We start from the raw sequence: 16645 nt of genomic DNA, 5'->3' as shown, positions 1-16645 counted from the left end.
TTTGACATGAAACTGGGCAATACACGCGGCGCGTTACTCGCCGCCGTGCTGGCGGCTCTGCCGTTCGGCGTCATGCCGGCGCAGGCCGCAGGCACGCTCACCATCTCTTCCCCGCAGGACCCGGGCAGCTGGGACCCGATCGACACCTTCCTGGTGAACTGGTCGTCCGTCGCCACCAACATCTATGATGGCCTGGTCTATCGCGGTCCCGACACGAAGATCGTCCCCGGCCTCGCCACCGAGTGGGAAGTGCTCGACGAGGGCAAGCGTCTCCGCTTCAAGCTGCGTGAAGGCGTCAAGTTCCACAATGGCGAGGATTTCAACGCCGACGCCGTGAAGTTCACCTTCGACCGCCTGCTCGGCGAAGAAGGCAAGAAGGGCCCGCAGCGTTCCAACTACGCCGTGATCGAGAAGGTCGACGTCATCGACGATTTCACCGTCGATCTGATCCTCACCCAGCCCGATCCGGTGCTGATCACCAAGCTCGCCGGCTATGGCGCGATGATCGTGCCGCCGAAATACGTCACCGAGAACGAAGAAGACTTCGTCAACGCAAATCCCGTTGGCACCGGTCCGTTCAAGATGGCCTCCTACGAGCCGAAGGTCGGCGTGAAGCTTGAAGCCTTCGCCGATCACTGGGGCGGCGCACCGAAGCTCGACGCCGTCGAGTACCGCTTCATCTCGGAGCCGGCCACCGCCGTTGCCGAGCTGCAGGCCGGCCGTGTCGACATCGTCATTCCGCCGACCATCCCGATCTCCATGGTTCCCACCATCGAGGCCGACGACAAGCTCGAAATCGTTTCCGTCACCAGCCCGACGGTCTATGCCCTGCGCTTTAACACCGGCAATGGCATCACCGCCGATGAGCGCGTGCGCAAGGCCATGATCATGGCCGTGGATCGCGAGGCCATCATCGACGCCGTTCTCGGCGGTCAGGCCAAGCAGATCGCATCGTTCCAGTCGGAACTGTCCTTCGGTTACGACCCGGAGATGGAGCCGCTGCCGTTCGATCAGGCCAAGGCCAAGGAACTGCTGAAGGAAGCCGGCGTTGCGCCCGGCACGGCTGTGCAGATCGACATTCGCGGCAATGACGCCACCTTCGGTGAAGTCACCCAGGCGGTTGCCAGCTACCTGCAGATGGCCGGCCTCAACGCCACCATCAAGCCGTATGAGACCAACGTTCTGCTCAACGACATCATCCCGCAGGGCAAGACCGGCGAGATGTTCCAGCAGAGCTGGGGCGGCTGGACGCTCGACTACGACAACACCGCTTACCTGATGTACCACACGGGCGAGCGCTGGAACCCGTATGACAGCGACGCGGAGCTGGATGCGCTTCTGGAATCGCAGCGCCCGATGATCGATGTCGATGCACGTGAGAAGGTGCTGCAGGAAATCGCAGCCTACGCAGCCAACCGCGCTCTCGAAATGCCGCTCTACAACCTCAATGCGCTCTACGGCGTCAACAAGCGGGTGAAGAACTTCATCGCGCCGCCGGACAGCCGCATGCGTCTCAACGAGGTTGAGGTCGAATAGTCCTCCTCAGCATTGTGCGGTCGGGTGATCTCAGCCGACCAGGCACAAATGTGAAGGTCAAAGGACTGCGACTTGCATGTCGGGGGCGGCCCGTGTCGCCCCCGGCCCCTTGAACATCGCGCACCGCAAAAGGATCACGCGGCGCGCAACGAATTTATCCCGGAGGCTCTGGTGGCCAGTTTTCTTCTCAAACGCATCCTGCAGGCGGTGTTCGTCGTTTTCGTCGTCACCCTCACGGTGTCGTTCGCCATCCGGCTGACCGGCGACCCGGCGCTCATGCTGTCCCAGGGCGCGGGCAGCGTCACGGAAGAGGATCTGGCGAACATCCGCCAGGCGCTCGGCCTCAACGAGCCCTTCATCACCCAGTACTGGGATTTCATCAAAGGGCTGTTCGTTGGCGATTTCGGCCGCAGCTTCCTTGGTGGAACCTCGGTTTCCATGCTCATTTCCAAGGCCCTGCCGGCCACGCTGGCGCTGGCCTTCTCGTCCATGTTCGTGTCCATCGCGATCTCCATTCCGCTTGGCGTTCACGCCGCGGTCAACAAGGGCAAGACCGCCGATCAGGTGATCCGCATCCTGTCGCTGGTCGGTCTTTCCTTCCCGAATTTCTGGCTCGCCATCATGCTGGTGCTGGTGTTCTCGGTGATGCTGCAATGGCTGCCGCCTTCGGGCATGGGCGGCTTTGCAAGCTACATCATGCCGGCGGTCACCATGGGCGTCATTCTCACGGCCACCAATGTGCGGCTGGTGCGCACGGCCATGCTTGAGACGCTGCGCTCGCAATACATTCAGGTGGCGCGGGCCAAGGGGCTGAGCGAGACCAAGGTGCTCTACAAGCACGCGCTCAGAAACTGCGCCATTCCGCTCATCACCTATTTCGGCCTCCAGTTCGGCGGCCTTCTGGGCGGCATCGTCGTCATCGAGCGCGTGTTCAACTGGCCGGGCCTCGGCACGCTGGCCTTCGATGCGGTGGCCGGTCGTGACTATCCGGTCCTTCAGGCGGTCATCACCGTTCTGTCGCTGCTCATCATCGGCATCAACCTGCTGGTCGACATCGCCTACGGGCTGGTCGATCCGCGCATCCGCAACCGCTAGGAAAGGACGCAATCATGGCACAGGCTGTTTCGCGTTTGCGTCACTTCAAGAACATCGAGTTCATCCTCGGCATCCTGCTCGCCGGCACGATGACGCTGGCGGTGCTTCTCTCGCCGCTTCTCTTCCCCGATGGTGGCGAGCAGATCAATCTTGCCGCCCGCCTGACCAAACCATTCACCGACTGGGCGCACATTCTCGGCACTGATCCGCTGGGGCGCGATGTGCTTGCGCGTGTCATCTCCGGCGGCAAGATCTCGCTGCTCGTCGGCTTCACCTCGGTTGCCGGCGCGGTGGTCGTGGGCGTCGTGATGGGCCTGATTTCGGGCTATTATCGCGGCTTCTGGGATGTGCTGGTGATGCGCTTTGCCGATGTGCAGCTCGCACTGCCCTTCATCCTGCTCGCCATCACCTTCATCGCCATTGTGGGCGGCGGCATCACCAACACGATCATCCTGCTCATCGTGTCGCAGTGGGTGCAGTATGCGCGCCTTGTGCGCGGCTCCGTCCTGTCGCTCAACGACCGCGAGTTCATCCATGCGGCCAAGGCCATCGGCGTGCCGGATTTCAAGATCCTGTTCCAGCACCTTCTGCCGAACCTGGCCGGCCCGGTCATCGTTCTGATGACGCTCAACGTCGCCACCAACATCCTTCTGGAAAGCTCGCTCACCTTCCTCGGCCTCGGCGTCGATCCGACCATCCCGAGCTGGGGCGGCATGCTGGCCGACGGGCGCACCTATATGCAGAACGCATGGTGGGTCAGCGTCTTCCCGGGACTTGCCATTCTCTTCACCGTGCTCGGCCTGAACCTGCTTGGCGACTGGCTGCGCGATCTCCTCGATCCAACAGGACGGACAGAAACATGACCGCGATCTTCGAAAAGACCTTTGACCGAACGCTCGACCGTCTGATCGCCGACTATGCCAGTGAGGCATGGCGCGGCGCGGAGCTGGAGGCCTGGCTTTTCGAGGATGAGGCGGCGCGCCGCGCCGCCGAGAAGCGCTTTGCGGCAGCGGGCGTCACCGCCCGGCTGCACAGCGCCTACAAGCCGCTGGTTCATTTCTTCACCGAGGATGCGGCAGCCGGCGCAAGCCGCATCGCCATCACCTACCCGGTGAGCCCGGCTGCGCCCGGGCAGCGTTTCCTTCTGGAGGCCTATCCGCTTGCCGGCATGGTGGGCGCGGCGGAAATCGCCTTCACCCCGGCCGAGGCCGGCGGCGCGCTCGAATATGGCGTCGAGATCACGGCGGCGGATGGCGCTGTCTCGCGCCATGCGGTGTTCGCGCCCAACCGGCTTGCCGAAGATCACATTGGCAAAGAGCTTCTCTCGCCCTGCGGCTGGCTGCGTGTGCGCCATCCCGATGGCCGCAGCGTCGATGAGTCGCTGGAAACCGATTTCGAGCGTCTGTTCCACGAAACGGTACAGGCCATCGATGCGCATCCCTGGGGCGACAGCGAACCCTTCTTCGAGGCGCTGCACATTGCCGTGTCCATGCCCGGCGCGGACGCACGCCTCCCGGTTGGCGAGGAAGCGATCAGCCTGCATGAGGCGCTGCACGAGGATTTCTATTTCTCGCTGCTTGAACTCTTCCAGAAGAAATCCGGTCGTCCGCTCGGTTCGCGCGGGCTTCAGCCCGGTCAGATCATTCCGGTGATCGCGGCCGGCGAGGGGCCGCTCACCGTCAGGGTCGAAACGCGTCCGCTCACCACCGAGCCTGCCGCATGGCCAGCACAGCCGCTGCACGAGGCAACGGGACCGTTTTCGGTCGCCGCCGTCAACGAGACGCTGGAGCGGATCGGTGGCGAGGCGTTTGCGGTCAACTCGCGCGCGGGCCGCGCGGTGGCAGGGCGCTATGTCAGCGGAAGCGATCATCCGATCATGCTGAGCGGCGGGCAGCACCCAAACGAGATTTCCGGCGTCGCCGGCGCACTGCGCGGCGCGACGATGCTCTCAGAGCGCACAGGCGCGCATTTCACCGTCTCGCCGCTGGAGAACCCGGATGGCTATGCGCTGCACTGGCATCTCTGCCAGAGCCAACCGCATCACATGCATCACGCCGCCCGCTACACCGCGCTGGGCGACGATCTCGAATATCGCGAGGCCGAGCCGCTTTATGAAAAGGGCATCCGGCGTCTGTGCTTCGAGCGCACAAAGGCGGCCCTTCACATCAATCTGCACGGCTATCCCGCCCATGAGTGGACGCGGCCGCTGACCGGCTACATTCCGCGCGGTTTCGAGATGTGGACAGTGCCCAAGGGCTTCTTCCTGATCGTCCGCCACAAGGCGGGCTGGGGAGAGCGCACGCGCCGGCTTCTGGAAAAGGTCACGACGGAACTGGCAAAAGTGCCGGGGCTGGTCGAATTCAACGCGCGCCAGATCCGGCTTTACGAGATCCATGCGGGCACGCTGCAATTCGAGGTTCTGAACGGCTTCCCGATCACGATCTCCGAAGATGATCGTCACGAAGCGCCGATGATGCTCATCACGGAATATCCCGACGAGACGATTTATGGCGATGCCTTCCGGCTCGCGCATGAAGCGCAGGCGCAGACGGTTGTCGCCGCCTACGACGCGCTTCAGGAAATCATGATGGAGACGGCGCTGGAGGTCTGAGAAATCAGGCCTTGTCGGCCTGCTTCTGCGCTTCGGCCGCCTGTTCGTGCCAGGCGTAGTCGATGGAGCCTTCAGCCGCCTTGTGGAAGTATTGCGAGCAGACCAGCCAGCCCTTCAGCGGGCGCAGAAGCGCCATGCAGCTCAGGATCGTCAGCGGCACGGTGGTGAAGACGTGAACCCAGAGCGGCAGTTCGAACGCCATCTGGAACCAGACGCCAAAGGCAAGGGCCGGAACGGCGGCAATCGTCATCGCGAAGAAGGCCGGGCCGTCCGCCGGGTCGGCGAAGGAAAAGTCGAGACCGCACACGTCGCAGTTTTCAGCGATCTGCAGATAACCCTTGAAGATATGCCCCTTCTGGCACTGCGGGCAGCGGCCGAGCGCGCCGGTCAGCATGGGATTGTCAGTCGGTGTGTATTCGGCGTTCTTCATCTCGGCCTCCATTGGGGCGCGCAGTGTCGGGCAAAGCAAATCGCTTGACCATGTGACAATTGCGCTTGCGACAATATTGCCTGAAATTCTCCAAAACGGCGATTTTCCAGAAAAACGACGGGCTTTTTCGGGAAAACCAGGCGCTTTTTCCGAAAAAGAAATGCTCCCAAAGCAGTGCCGTAATCGCGCAGTTCTGATCTTGCGAAAACAACCTGCCGCATCGTAGCCTTGACCATGGAGGCGCGCAGGGCGGATCTTCTTCCGCCTGCCGGTGAGTGGGGCTGACGGCCATGGCGGAGACGTTCGACTACATCGTCGTCGGTGCGGGAACGGCAGGATGCCTGCTGGCCAACCGGCTTTCCGCCGATCCGAATGTCTCCGTTCTGCTTCTCGAAGCGGGCGGGCGGGACAATTACGCCTGGATCCACATTCCGGTCGGCTATCTCTACTGCATCTCCAATCCGCGCACCGACTGGTGTTTTGCGACCGAAAGCGAGCCGGGGCTCGGCGGGCGCTCGCTCGCCTATCCGCGCGGCAAGGTGCTGGGCGGCTGCTCGTCCATCAATGGCATGATCTACATGCGCGGTCAGGCGCGCGACTATGACCGCTGGCGGCAGATGGGCTGCACGGGATGGGCATGGGATGACGTGCTCCCATTCTTCAAGAAGCCCGAGGATTATTACCGGGGCGCCGACGAGATGCATGGCGCGGGCGGCGAATGGCGCGTGGAAGAGGCGCGGGTGCGCTGGGACATTCTCGACGCGTTTCAGGAAGCTGCCGAAGGGCTAGGCATTCCAAGGGTCGATGACTTCAACCGGGGCGACAATGAGGGGTCGTCCTATTTCCGGGTGAACCAGCGCGGCGGCGTGCGCTGGAATGCGTCGAAGGCCTTTCTGAAACCGGTGCGCCACCGGAAGAATCTGCGCGTGGAAACGGGCGCGCATGTGCGCCGCCTGCTTCTGGAAGAGGGGCGTGTGACGGGCGTTGCCTATGACCAGAACGGCGAGGCGCGCGAGGCCAGATGCCGCCGCGAGACGGTGCTTGCGGCAGGCGCGATAGGCTCACCGCACATTCTGGAACTGTCAGGCATCGGGCGCGGTGATGTGCTTCAGGGGGCAGGCATTCCCGTTGAGTTCGAGCAGAATGGCGTGGGCGAAAATCTTCAGGACCATCTGCAATTGCGCTGCGCTTACAAAGTGTCGGGCATCCGCACGCTGAACGAGCAGGCGAGCAGCCTGACAGGCAAGGCGGCGATTGCGCTGGAATATTTCCTGAAACGTTCGGGACCGATGTCGATGGCCCCAAGCCAGCTCGGCCTCTTCACCCGTTCGGATGAGGCGCGCGAGACGCCGAACCTGCAATATCACGTGCAGCCGCTCTCGCTCGACAGGTTCGGCGAGCCGGTTCATCCGTTTCCTGCCTTCACGGCGAGCGTGTGCAATCTGAGGCCGGACAGTCGCGGCTCGGTGCATTTGACGTCTGACGATTTCCGCCGGCAGCCGGCAATCCGGCCCAATTACCTTTCGACCGAGAGCGACCGGCAGGTGGCTGTCGATGCGATCCGGCTGACACGCCGCATCGTCGCGCAGCCGGCCTTGCAGCGATACAGCCCCGAAGAGTTCAAGCCGGGGCCGCAGTACCAGAGCGAAGAAGAACTGGTGGAGGCGGCGGGGCAGGTGGGCACGACAATCTTCCATCCCGTCGGCACCTGCCGCATGGGCGCGGATGAAGGGGCGGTGGTGGACCCGCGGCTTCGCATGCGCGGGCTTCGGGGGCTGCGCATCGCCGACGCCTCGGTCATGCCGGTGATCACATCGGGCAACACCAATTCACCGACGCTGATGATCGCGGAGAAAGCGGCTGCGATGATCCTTGAGGATGCGCGCTGAAGTAAGGTGTTTCAGGCTTTTGCGCCTTGCGATTGCCGCTCTTATAAGGGATTCATGGTGTTGTCCGGTCGCCAGCGCCGGGCAAAGCCCCACGTCTGCGGCCGGCCGGGCCTGTAGCCTGCCGGCGGGACGTGGTAGAACGCGTTTCAACGCTTGACTCAATGAATAGTGATGATTATTAAAAATCATCAGGAATTAGATGATGAAGCCAGTTTCACGCACGCGCACAGATCCTGAAGAGACCCGCTCCCGCATTCTGGAGGTTGCGGAGAACTTCTTTCGCAGCATCGGTTATCAGAAGACCTCGGTCGCTGATATCGCTGCGGAACTGCGCATGAGCCCGGCCAATATCTACCGCTTCTTCCCCTCCAAGGGTGCGATCAATGAGTGCATCTGCGGGCGCATCGTGGAAGAGGTGGCCGATATCGCCTTTACCATCGCGCGGACTGACGCGCCTGCGCCGGAGAAGCTGACAAAGCTGCTGATCGCCATCCATGAGCACAACAAGGCGACCCTGATGAAGGAGCGCCGCACGCATGAGATGGTGGCAGCTGCGATGCATGAGAACTGGGCGATCATCAAGTCGCACATCGAACGCATGACGACCATCATTGAGGGGATCATTCGCGAGGGCGTCGCGGCTGGCGATTTCGACGTGGACGATCCTGCAGAAGCATCGCGCTGTGTCAAAACGGCGTTCATGACGTTTCTGCACCCGCAGATGATCGAACACTGCATCCTGCATGGTGAAGACACCGAAGAGGGGCTGCGCGAGCAGCTTCGCTTTATTCTGAGAGGGCTGGGCAAGCGAAACTAGGGCGTTACCGGGAAACCGGGAGCCAAAGTCTGTTTCGTGCGCCTAAAGAGTGATGATTATTGAGAATCATCAGTTAACAACGTTTATAAGGTAAGGCTTTCATGCCCCGGGCGACGATGAAACGGACCGTTCTTTTGAGCGCAATGGCGCTGGCGCTTGTCGCCTGCCAGGATGAGGAAGTGGCCGAACGGCCAGACCCGGTGGTGCGCGTGGCGACGGTGCGCCTTGCGCCGCTTGCCGAGACCCGCACCTACACCGGAACCGTGATGCCGCGCACGGAAGTGGCCGAGGCGTTTCGCGTCGGCGGCAAGGTGGCGGCCCGGCTTGTGGATGTGGGCGACCGGGTGAAAGCAGGGCAGACGCTGGCGCAGCTCGACCCGGTGGATCTGAACCTGCAGCTTGAACAGCAGCGCGCCGCGCTGACAGCGGCGCAGGCGAGCCTCACCAAGGCACAGTCCGATCTGGAGCGCGCCCGCACGCTGTTCAAGCGCGGGCATGTGACCGAGGCCGCGCTCGATGCGCAGTTGCTGGCCGTGGATGAGGCGCGCTCGCGCTTCGATCAGGCCGAACGCGCGGTTGCACTCGCCACCAACCAGATGGGCTATGCGGAACTGACGGCCTCTGCCGATGGCGTGGTGAGCGCCACGGGCGTCGAGGCCGGGCAGGTGGTCTCGCCCGGTCAGATGGTGGTGAGCGTTGCGCGGCTCGATCAGAAGGAGGTCGTGGTTTCGATCCCGGAAAGCCGGCTCGCCGATCTGGAAGGCTCCACCGCCGAAGTGACCCTGTGGGCCGGCGACGGGCGCTATGCGGCGACGGTGCGCGAGATCGCGCCGGAGGCCAATGGCACGAGCCGAACCTATCCCGTGCGGTTTTCCGTGCCGGAGGCGGACGAGAATGTCCGGCTTGGCATGACCGCCACCGTTTCACTCACCAAAGGAGATCCGTCACCGGTTGCTCGCATACCGATGACGGCGGTTCTTGACGACGGCCGGGGCCCGGTCGTGTTCGTTGTCGATCCCCCCTCGCACGAACTCCAACGCCGGCCGGTCGTCGTCGAGGCCTACCAGACAGAGAACGCGATCATCGCCGAGGGGCTTGAAGACGGCGACAAGATCGTGACGCTCGGAGTGCAGAAGCTCCGCGACGGGGAGCGTGTCCGGCTCGCCGAAATCCAGTCCGCCAGCGCCGACTGACCGGGGGCTCAGATGCAACGCTTCAACCTTTCGCAGTGGGCCGTCACCCACCAGACGCTCGTACTGTTTCTGATCATCGTCCTGTCGCTTGGCGGGGCCTATTCCTACGCGCGGCTTGGCCGGGCGGAAGACCCGAGCTTCACCATCAAGGTGATGGTTGTGAACGCGGTCTGGCCGGGCGCCACCGCCGAGGAAGTGCAGCGGCAGGTCGCCGATCCCATCGAAAAGACGCTTCAGGAAGTGCCTTATTTCGACAAGGTGCGCACCTATTCCAAGCCCGGCTCCACCTTCATGCAGGTGCAGCTTCAGGACACCACGCCGCCGGGTGAGGTGGAGGAACTCTGGTATCAGGTGCGCAAGCGGGTGGGCGACATTCGCGCGCAGCTGCCGCAAGGCGTGATCGGGCCGTTCTTCAACGACGAGTTCGGCGATGTGGACAGCGCGCTCTACATGCTGAGCGGCGAAGGCGCGACCATGCGCGACCTGAAGGACGCGGCGGAAGACATACGCCAGCGGCTTCTGCGTGTTCCCGATGTGGAGAAGGTGCGCTTCTACGGCGCACAGGATGAGCGCATCTTCGTCGAGTTCTCGCATTCAAAGCTTGCGACGCTGGGCATCGACCCGCAGGTGATCTTCAACTCCATCGCGGCGCAGAACGCGGTGACGCCGGCAGGCGAGATCGAAACGGCCTCTGACCGGGTGTTCCTGCGTGTTGAAGGCGCGCTCAAAGGCGTGGACGCGGTCGCGTCGGTGCCAATTGCGGCGAACGGAACCGTGTTCCGGCTGGGTGACATTGCGGATGTGCGGCGCGGCTATGAAGACCCGCCGGCCTTCCTTGCCCGCCATGACGGGCATCAGGCGCTGGCCATTGGTGTGGTCATGGCCGAGGGCGCGAACATTCTGAAGCTCGGCGAAAACCTCGATGCGGCCATGAGTGAAATCAGGGCCGACATGCCGGTGGGGCTGGAACTCGAGATGATCGCCAACCAGCCCGAAGTGGTGCAGGATTCGGTCGGCGAGTTCATCAAGGTGTTTCTGGAAGCGCTGGCCGTGGTGCTGGCGGTGAGCTTCCTGTCGCTCGGCTGGCGCACGGGCATCGTTGTGGCGCTGGCCGTGCCGCTGGTTCTGGCCATCGTGATGATCGCGCTCGACATGCTGGGCATGAGCCTTGAACGCATCACGCTTGGCGCGCTCATCATCGCGCTTGGCCTGATGGTGGACGATGCGATCATCGCCGTCGAGATGATGGTGGTGAAGATGGAGCAGGGCTATGACCGGCTGAAGGCGGCGACCTTTGCCTGGACATCAACGGCCTTTCCCATGCTCACCGGAACGCTGGTGACGGCGGCGGGCTTTCTGCCTGTCGGGTTCGCCAAGTCGACGGCGGGCGAATATGCCGGCGGTATCTTCTGGGTGGTGACCATTGCGCTGGTGGCGTCGTGGTTCGTGGCGGTGATCTTCACGCCCTATATCGGCGTCAAGCTGTTGCCGGACTTCCACAAGCACACTGGTGCGGTGGCCGAGGGCGGGCAGCATCACGACATCTATGACACGCGGCTCTACAACGTTCTGCGCCGGGTGGTGAACTGGTGCGTCTCCTGGCGCTGGGTGGTGATCGCCTCGGTGATCGGCCTGTTTGCTGCTTCCATCTGGACATTCGGTTTCGTGCAGCAGCAGTTCTTCCCGACCTCGCCGCGACCGGAGCTGATGGTGGAAATCCGTCTGCCGGAAGGCGCGCCGATCAAGGCGACGGAGGCCTCCGCCCGCACCATGGAAGCGGTGGTCGCGGCGGATGAAGAGGTTCTGACCTACGCCACCTATGTGGGCGCTGGCGCGCCGCGCTGGTTCCTCGCTTCCAATCCGGAGCTGCCGAAGCCGAATTTCGCGACCATCGAGATGTACACGAAGGACGCGGAAGCCCGCGACCGGGTGAAGGCGCGGTTGCAGGACTACATCGCAGACGGCGGTCTGCCGGAGGCGCGGGTGCGCGTGACCGAACTCGTGTTCGGCCCGCCGGTGGGCTTTCCCGTGCAGTTCCGCGTGGTTGGCCCCGATCCGCTGGAAGTGCGTCGCATCGCCTATGATGTGCGCGATGTGATGGCGCAGAACCCGAATGCGCTCGACCCCAATCTGGACTGGAACGAGCAGGCGAAGTCGATCCGGCTGGAAGTGGATCAGGACCGGGCGCGGGCGCTTGGCCTGACCCCGCAGGACATTGGCCGCACGCTGCAGACGCTGCTTTCCGGCTACACGGTGACGGCGGTGCGCGACGGCATCGAGACCGTCAATGTCGTGGCGCGCGCGGTGGAAAGCGAACGGCTCGACGTGGCGCATCTGGGCGATCTGACGATTGCCACGCGCGGCGGCCAGCCGGTGCCGCTCTCGCAGGTGGCGAAGGTGGTCTATGGCCATGAGGAGCCGATCCTGTGGCGGCAGAACCGCGACATGATGATCACCGTGCGGGCCGATGTGCCGGCGGGCGTGCAGGCGCCGGATGTGTCGTCGCAGATCTGGCCGACGCTGCAGCCGCTGATCGAGGATCTGCCGGTCGGCTATCGCATCGAGCTTGGCGGGGCCATCGAGGAAAGCGCCAAGGCGAATGCGGCGCTGTTCGACGTGTTTCCGATCATGTTGCTGGCGATGCTGACGATCCTGATGATCCAGCTTCAGAGCTTCTCGCGCCTTGCACTGGTCTTCGCGACAGCGCCGCTCGGCCTGATCGGGGCAACGCTGGGGCTTTTGATCTTCAACCAGCCCTTCGGCTTCGTTGCGCTGCTCGGCCTGATCGCGCTGGCCGGCATGATCATGCGCAACACGGTGATCCTGGTCGACCAGATCGGAGCCGATCTGGAAGCTGGCCATGCGGAATGGGACGCCATTATCGAGGCCACCGTGCGGCGTACGCGGCCCGTGGTTCTGACGGCGGCGGCCGCCATCTTCGCCATGGTGCCGCTCTCGACCAATGTGTTCTGGGGGCCGATGGCCTTCGCCATCATGGGCGGCCTGACGGTGGCGACCGTGCTGACCATTCTGTTCGTGCCGGCGCTCTATGCCGCCTTCTACCGCGTGAAGCGGCCGGAGGCGGGCGCACCTGCAAAAACGGATGCGGCCATGCAGGACAACGAACAGCTCGCGCTGCCACAGGCGGCCGAGTGAGCAGAGGCGGCGGGATTCAATTGCTCGCGTCCCGCCGCTTCTCCTGACCCCTTTTCGGGCAGGATTCCGCTGCCCGCTTTTCCACAGCTTCATCGACCGGTTGCCGATCCCGCAGCGTGCATGGCCTGAAAAGGCTTTGTGCCGCTGGGGCATGTCTGCGCGGGGCAATCTGGAAGCGCTCTAAAAGATGAGTGTTGACATCATCTTTTAACGGGAGGTAAGTCGCCCGTATTTCAAGCATGTAATTTTATTGAGAATTAATAATGACTTATAGCTTTTTCGATGCGGTTCCGCGCAGCCCGGCGTGTGCCGGTTTGCGCGGCGCCGTTTCTTCTTCCGGTCGGCTTGCACTGGCTTTTCTGGGCTGTGTCGCCCTGCCGGTGGAGGGCGCGCTGGCACAGGCGGAAAACCAGAAGGTCACGCTTCTTGACACACTGGTCGTGACGGCGACCGGCTTCGAGCAGAGCGTGGTGGATGCGCCGGCGAGCATAACCGTGGTGCCGCGCGAGGCGCTGGAAAAGGGCGTTTACCGCGACCTGACCGACGCGCTTCGCCATGTGCAGGGCGTGGCGGTGACGGGGTCGCCGGGGCGGGAAGACATTTCCATCCGCGGTCTGCCGGGCGCGTACACGCTGATCCTGGTGGATGGAAAGCGGCAGAACACGCGCGAGTCGCGCTCCAATGGCAATTCCGGTTTCGAGCAGAGCTTCCTGCCGCCGGTGTCCGCCATCGAGCGGATCGAGGTGGTGCGTGGCCCGATGTCGGCGCTCTACGGTTCCGATGCGATGGGCGGTGTCATCAATGTCATCACGCGCAAGGTGGCCGACAAGTGGACCGGGACGGTCTCCGTCGACGGAACGCTGCAGCAGCACACCGACCATGGCGATGCAGGCAATGCGTCGTTCTATGCGAGCGGGCCGTTGGTGCGCGACATGCTGGGCCTGCAGGTCTGGGGGCGCGGCCTCCTGCGGGGCGAAGACCGGAACAAGGGCGGTTTGCCGGAAAAGAAGGATCTCGATCTCGCCGGCCGTCTGACCTTCACCCCGAACGAGGATCATGAGCTGGTTCTTGATGCGGGCAGGACGCGGCTGTTGCGCACGCACACCGAGGACAGAACCAGCACGCGCCGGGACAATTACGACCGGCTGGACCGCAGGCACTGGTCGCTGAGCCATACGGGGCGCTGGGACTGGACGACATCGGAGGTTTCCCTCTCGCAGGAATGGGCCGAGCGCACCCGCTTCATGCGCGATGCGGGAACCGGACGATATGCGGAAGATCCGCGCTCGCCGCTGGTTCGCAACACGGTTCTCGACGTGAAGACGACCACGCCGCTCGATTTTCACGGGGCGCATACGCTGGTGCTGGGCGGGCAGTATCTGGATGCGCTGCTGACCGACCAGAACCCTGGCCGCCGCACGGGGCGCGACGAGAAATTCGGCGTTTCGCAATGGGCGCTGTTTGCCGAGGACGAATGGTGGATCACGCCGGATTTCGCGCTGACCGGCGGCATTCGCATGGACAATCACGGGATCTATGGCGCGCAGTTCAGCCCGCGCGCCTATGCGGTGTGGCATGCGACGCCGCAGCTGACGCTGAAGGGCGGTGTCTCGACGGGGTTCAAGGCTCCGGTCATTCGCGCGATTGCACCGGGCTACGCCTATGTGACGGGCGGGCGCGGTTGCAGCTATGGACCGGACGGCACCTGTGGCGTGATCATCGGCAATCCGGATCTTGAAGCCGAGAAAAGCACCAGCATCGAGATCGGCGGTCTCTGGGACAGTCTCGGCGGCGTGCGGCTGGGCGCGACCTATTTCCGCAACGACTTCAAGGACAAGATCAGCAATGCGATGATCTACAATCCCGATGGGTCGCATGCCCGCTGGGACGAGGATCCGAATTACCGCCTCTGGCGCTTCTTCAACATCGGCCGGGCCATCACGCAGGGCGTGGAGCTGACGGGCGAATGGGATGTGCGTGACGATCTGATCCTGCGGGGCAGCTACACCTACACCCATTCAAGGCAGAAGACCGGCGATTATGCAGGCTTCCCGCTGATGCGCACGCCGCAGCATATGGCCAGCCTGCGCGCCGACTGGACCACGCCGGTCGAGGGGCTGAGCGCGTGGGGTGAGGTCAGCTATCACGGGTCGGAGGTGAATGCGGGCCTGCGTATCGGTTCCAAAGGCAAGCCGATCTTTTCGAGCGACGGTTCGAAAGTTCTGGCGCGCAAATACGATGCCTACACCACGGTCGATTTCGGAGCGAACTATGCGCTGAACGACAATGTGACCCTGAAGGCGGCGGTCTACAATGTGTTCGACAAGCGCATTGACGTGGACGACATCAACACGGTTGTCGAAGGACGCCGTGTGTGGGTGGGCATGACCTCCACTTTCTGAGCCTCATGACCTTCTCGCTGACATCCAGCGCTCCCGCCATCACCGCTTCGGTGGCGGGAGGGGCAAACCGTCATCTGCGGACTTTCAGGGTCCGAAAGCCGTCACACGTTCCAGGCGATCTGCGGCTTCTCGCGCCATGCGAAGCGGGCCAGATGATCGTCGATCACGTGCTGGGCGCGGGCGAGTTCCTCGTCCGTTTTGGCGGCGCACTCGATCGTCAGCGAGGTTTCATCGGCGCGCATGAGGCAGTCGCCGAAGGGGAAATCAACCTTGCCCTGCGAGGCGTCGTAATCGACCGAAACCTTGTGCGCGAAATGCTTGCAGAGCTGCTGCAGATATTTCGAGGCATGCTCGGTGGCGATGACGGCTTTGGATTGCAGCATGGGAAATCTCCAGAAAAGCGGCGGTTGAAACTGAGTGTTGGAATGTCCGCACAGAAAAGTTGATTGTAGAAATCATATTTGCTAACCGAAATCCAGACAAGGGCGTTGCCGACCGCGCAAAACGGAAACCGGCAGGCGGCGTCCACCCGTCATCCCTGACATTTGGAGCATGTCGATGATCACAAGAACGAACTCCCTGACCGCGCGCTTTCTGGCTTCGGCCATCGCGCTTGCGGCGTTCCTGCCGGGCTACGCCAATGCCGACGAAATCACCGTCAAACATGCGCAGGGCGAAACGGTTCTGCCGGACACGCCCAAGACGGTTCTGACCTTCGATTTCGCCACGCTCGACACGCTCGACACGCTGGGCGTCGACGTGGCCGGCGTGCCCAACGCGCTGCTTCCCGACTATCTGTCGAAATACAAGAGCGACGATTACGCCAAGGTCGGCTCGCTGTTCGAGCCGGACTTCGAGGTGGTGAATGCCGCCAGGCCCGACCTGATCATCGTCGCGGGCCGCTCGGCCAAGCAGTATGAGGCGCTTTCCAAGATTGCGCCGACCATCGACCTGACGGTCGCACAGGATGACTTCCTCAACAGCGCGGAAGACAATGCGCGCAAGCTGGGCGTGATCTTCGACCGTGAAGAGAAGGCCGAGGAACTGATCGAGAAGCTCAACACCTCCGTTGCAGCGCTGCGCGAGACGGCGAAGGATGCCGGCAAGGGCCTGATCATCCTCACCAATGGCGGCAAGGTTTCGGCCTATGGTCCGGGCTCGCGCTTCGGCTGGCTGCATGACGATCTCGGCGTGATCCCTGCTGTCGAGAATGTGCAGGAGGCGACCCATGGCGAGGCGGTTTCGTTCGAATTTCTCCTGAAGACAAATCCGGACTGGCTGTTCGTGGTGGACCGGGATTCGGCCATCGGCAGCGAAGGCCAGTCGGCAAAGCAGACGCTGGACAATGAACTCGTCGCAGCGACCACGGCCGCGAAGGAAGGCAATATCTACTATGCCGATTCCGTGCGCTGGTATCTGGTCGGCGGCGGCATGACTGCCCTCCAGGCAGAAGTCGACGCGCTCTCCAAGGCGCTCACACCAGTCGACTGACAAGGCTATGCAAGCTGCCGCCAGC

The 16645-nt window shown here is 63.0% G+C and carries 12 protein-coding genes; 10 read left to right on the top strand and 2 right to left on the bottom strand.

The features are described 5' to 3' along the window. Positions 1 to 6: 6 nt before the first annotated feature. From AC4PTT_RS17740 to AC4PTT_RS17725, 4 genes are all read left to right on the top strand, one after another. On the top strand, positions 7 to 1536 hold the full coding sequence (locus tag AC4PTT_RS17740) for an ABC transporter substrate-binding protein (protein ID WP_492161775.1): 1530 nt from the start codon (positions 7 to 9) through the stop codon (positions 1534 to 1536). 171 nt (positions 1537 to 1707) lie between these two features. Next, complete coding sequence (locus tag AC4PTT_RS17735; RefSeq protein WP_206544561.1) at positions 1708 to 2631, top strand: ABC transporter permease; 924 nt, start codon at positions 1708 to 1710, stop codon at positions 2629 to 2631. Positions 2632 to 2645: 14 nt separating this feature from the next. Next, positions 2646 to 3494 carry an ABC transporter permease gene (locus AC4PTT_RS17730; protein ID WP_113154109.1) on the top strand — a complete coding sequence of 283 codons (849 nt, stop codon included), beginning with the start codon at positions 2646 to 2648 and terminating at the stop codon, positions 3492 to 3494. Beyond that, positions 3491 to 5242: a M14 family metallopeptidase gene (locus AC4PTT_RS17725; RefSeq protein ID WP_492161774.1), complete on the top strand. Its 1752-nt coding sequence runs from the start codon at positions 3491 to 3493 to the stop codon at positions 5240 to 5242. Before AC4PTT_RS17730 ends, AC4PTT_RS17725 begins: the two co-directional genes overlap by 4 nt. A 4-nt stretch (positions 5243 to 5246) precedes the next feature. Here the strand turns inward: AC4PTT_RS17725 and AC4PTT_RS17720 are convergent, their stop codons facing one another. Then, on the bottom strand, positions 5247 to 5672 hold the full coding sequence (locus AC4PTT_RS17720; protein WP_206544563.1) for a DUF983 domain-containing protein: 426 nt from the start codon (positions 5670 to 5672) through the stop codon (positions 5247 to 5249). Positions 5673 to 5962: 290 nt separating this feature from the next. Here AC4PTT_RS17720 and AC4PTT_RS17715 point away from each other — a divergent pair, with 290 nt between their 5' ends. From AC4PTT_RS17715 to AC4PTT_RS17695, 5 genes are all read left to right on the top strand, one after another. Beyond that, entirely contained in the window at positions 5963 to 7561 is a 1599-nt protein-coding gene (locus tag AC4PTT_RS17715; protein ID WP_492161773.1) for a GMC family oxidoreductase, read from the top strand. A 202-nt stretch (positions 7562 to 7763) separates the two neighbouring features. After that, on the top strand, positions 7764 to 8378 hold the full coding sequence (locus AC4PTT_RS17710) for a TetR/AcrR family transcriptional regulator (RefSeq protein ID WP_475080434.1): 615 nt from the start codon (positions 7764 to 7766) through the stop codon (positions 8376 to 8378). A gap of 116 nt (positions 8379 to 8494) precedes the next feature. Beyond that, entirely contained in the window at positions 8495 to 9571 is a 1077-nt protein-coding gene (locus AC4PTT_RS17705) for an efflux RND transporter periplasmic adaptor subunit (RefSeq protein WP_492161772.1), read from the top strand. Positions 9572 to 9583: 12 nt separating this feature from the next. Further along, positions 9584 to 12727, top strand: a complete 3144-nt coding sequence (locus tag AC4PTT_RS17700) for an efflux RND transporter permease subunit (protein ID WP_492161771.1) — start codon at positions 9584 to 9586, stop codon at positions 12725 to 12727. 263 nt (positions 12728 to 12990) lie between these two features. After that, positions 12991 to 15129 (top strand): TonB-dependent receptor domain-containing protein, encoded by a 2139-nt coding sequence (locus tag AC4PTT_RS17695; protein WP_492161770.1) that lies wholly within the window; start codon positions 12991 to 12993, stop codon positions 15127 to 15129. 101 nt (positions 15130 to 15230) lie between these two features. Here the strand turns inward: AC4PTT_RS17695 and AC4PTT_RS17690 are convergent, their stop codons facing one another. Next, complete coding sequence (locus AC4PTT_RS17690) at positions 15231 to 15512, bottom strand: DUF2218 domain-containing protein (protein WP_113154114.1); 282 nt, start codon at positions 15510 to 15512, stop codon at positions 15231 to 15233. A gap of 175 nt (positions 15513 to 15687) precedes the next feature. On the opposite strand from AC4PTT_RS17690, the gene AC4PTT_RS17685 reads away from it, so the two are divergent. After that, the gene (locus AC4PTT_RS17685) at positions 15688 to 16620 is read left to right on the top strand and encodes a siderophore ABC transporter substrate-binding protein (RefSeq protein ID WP_206544568.1); all 933 of its coding nucleotides are present in this window, start codon (positions 15688 to 15690) and stop codon (positions 16618 to 16620) included. Positions 16621 to 16645 lie beyond the last annotated feature (25 nt).

Source organism: Nitratireductor sp. WH36-1 (assembly GCF_058725515.1).
This window is presented reverse-complemented; position numbering and strand designations above follow the sequence as displayed.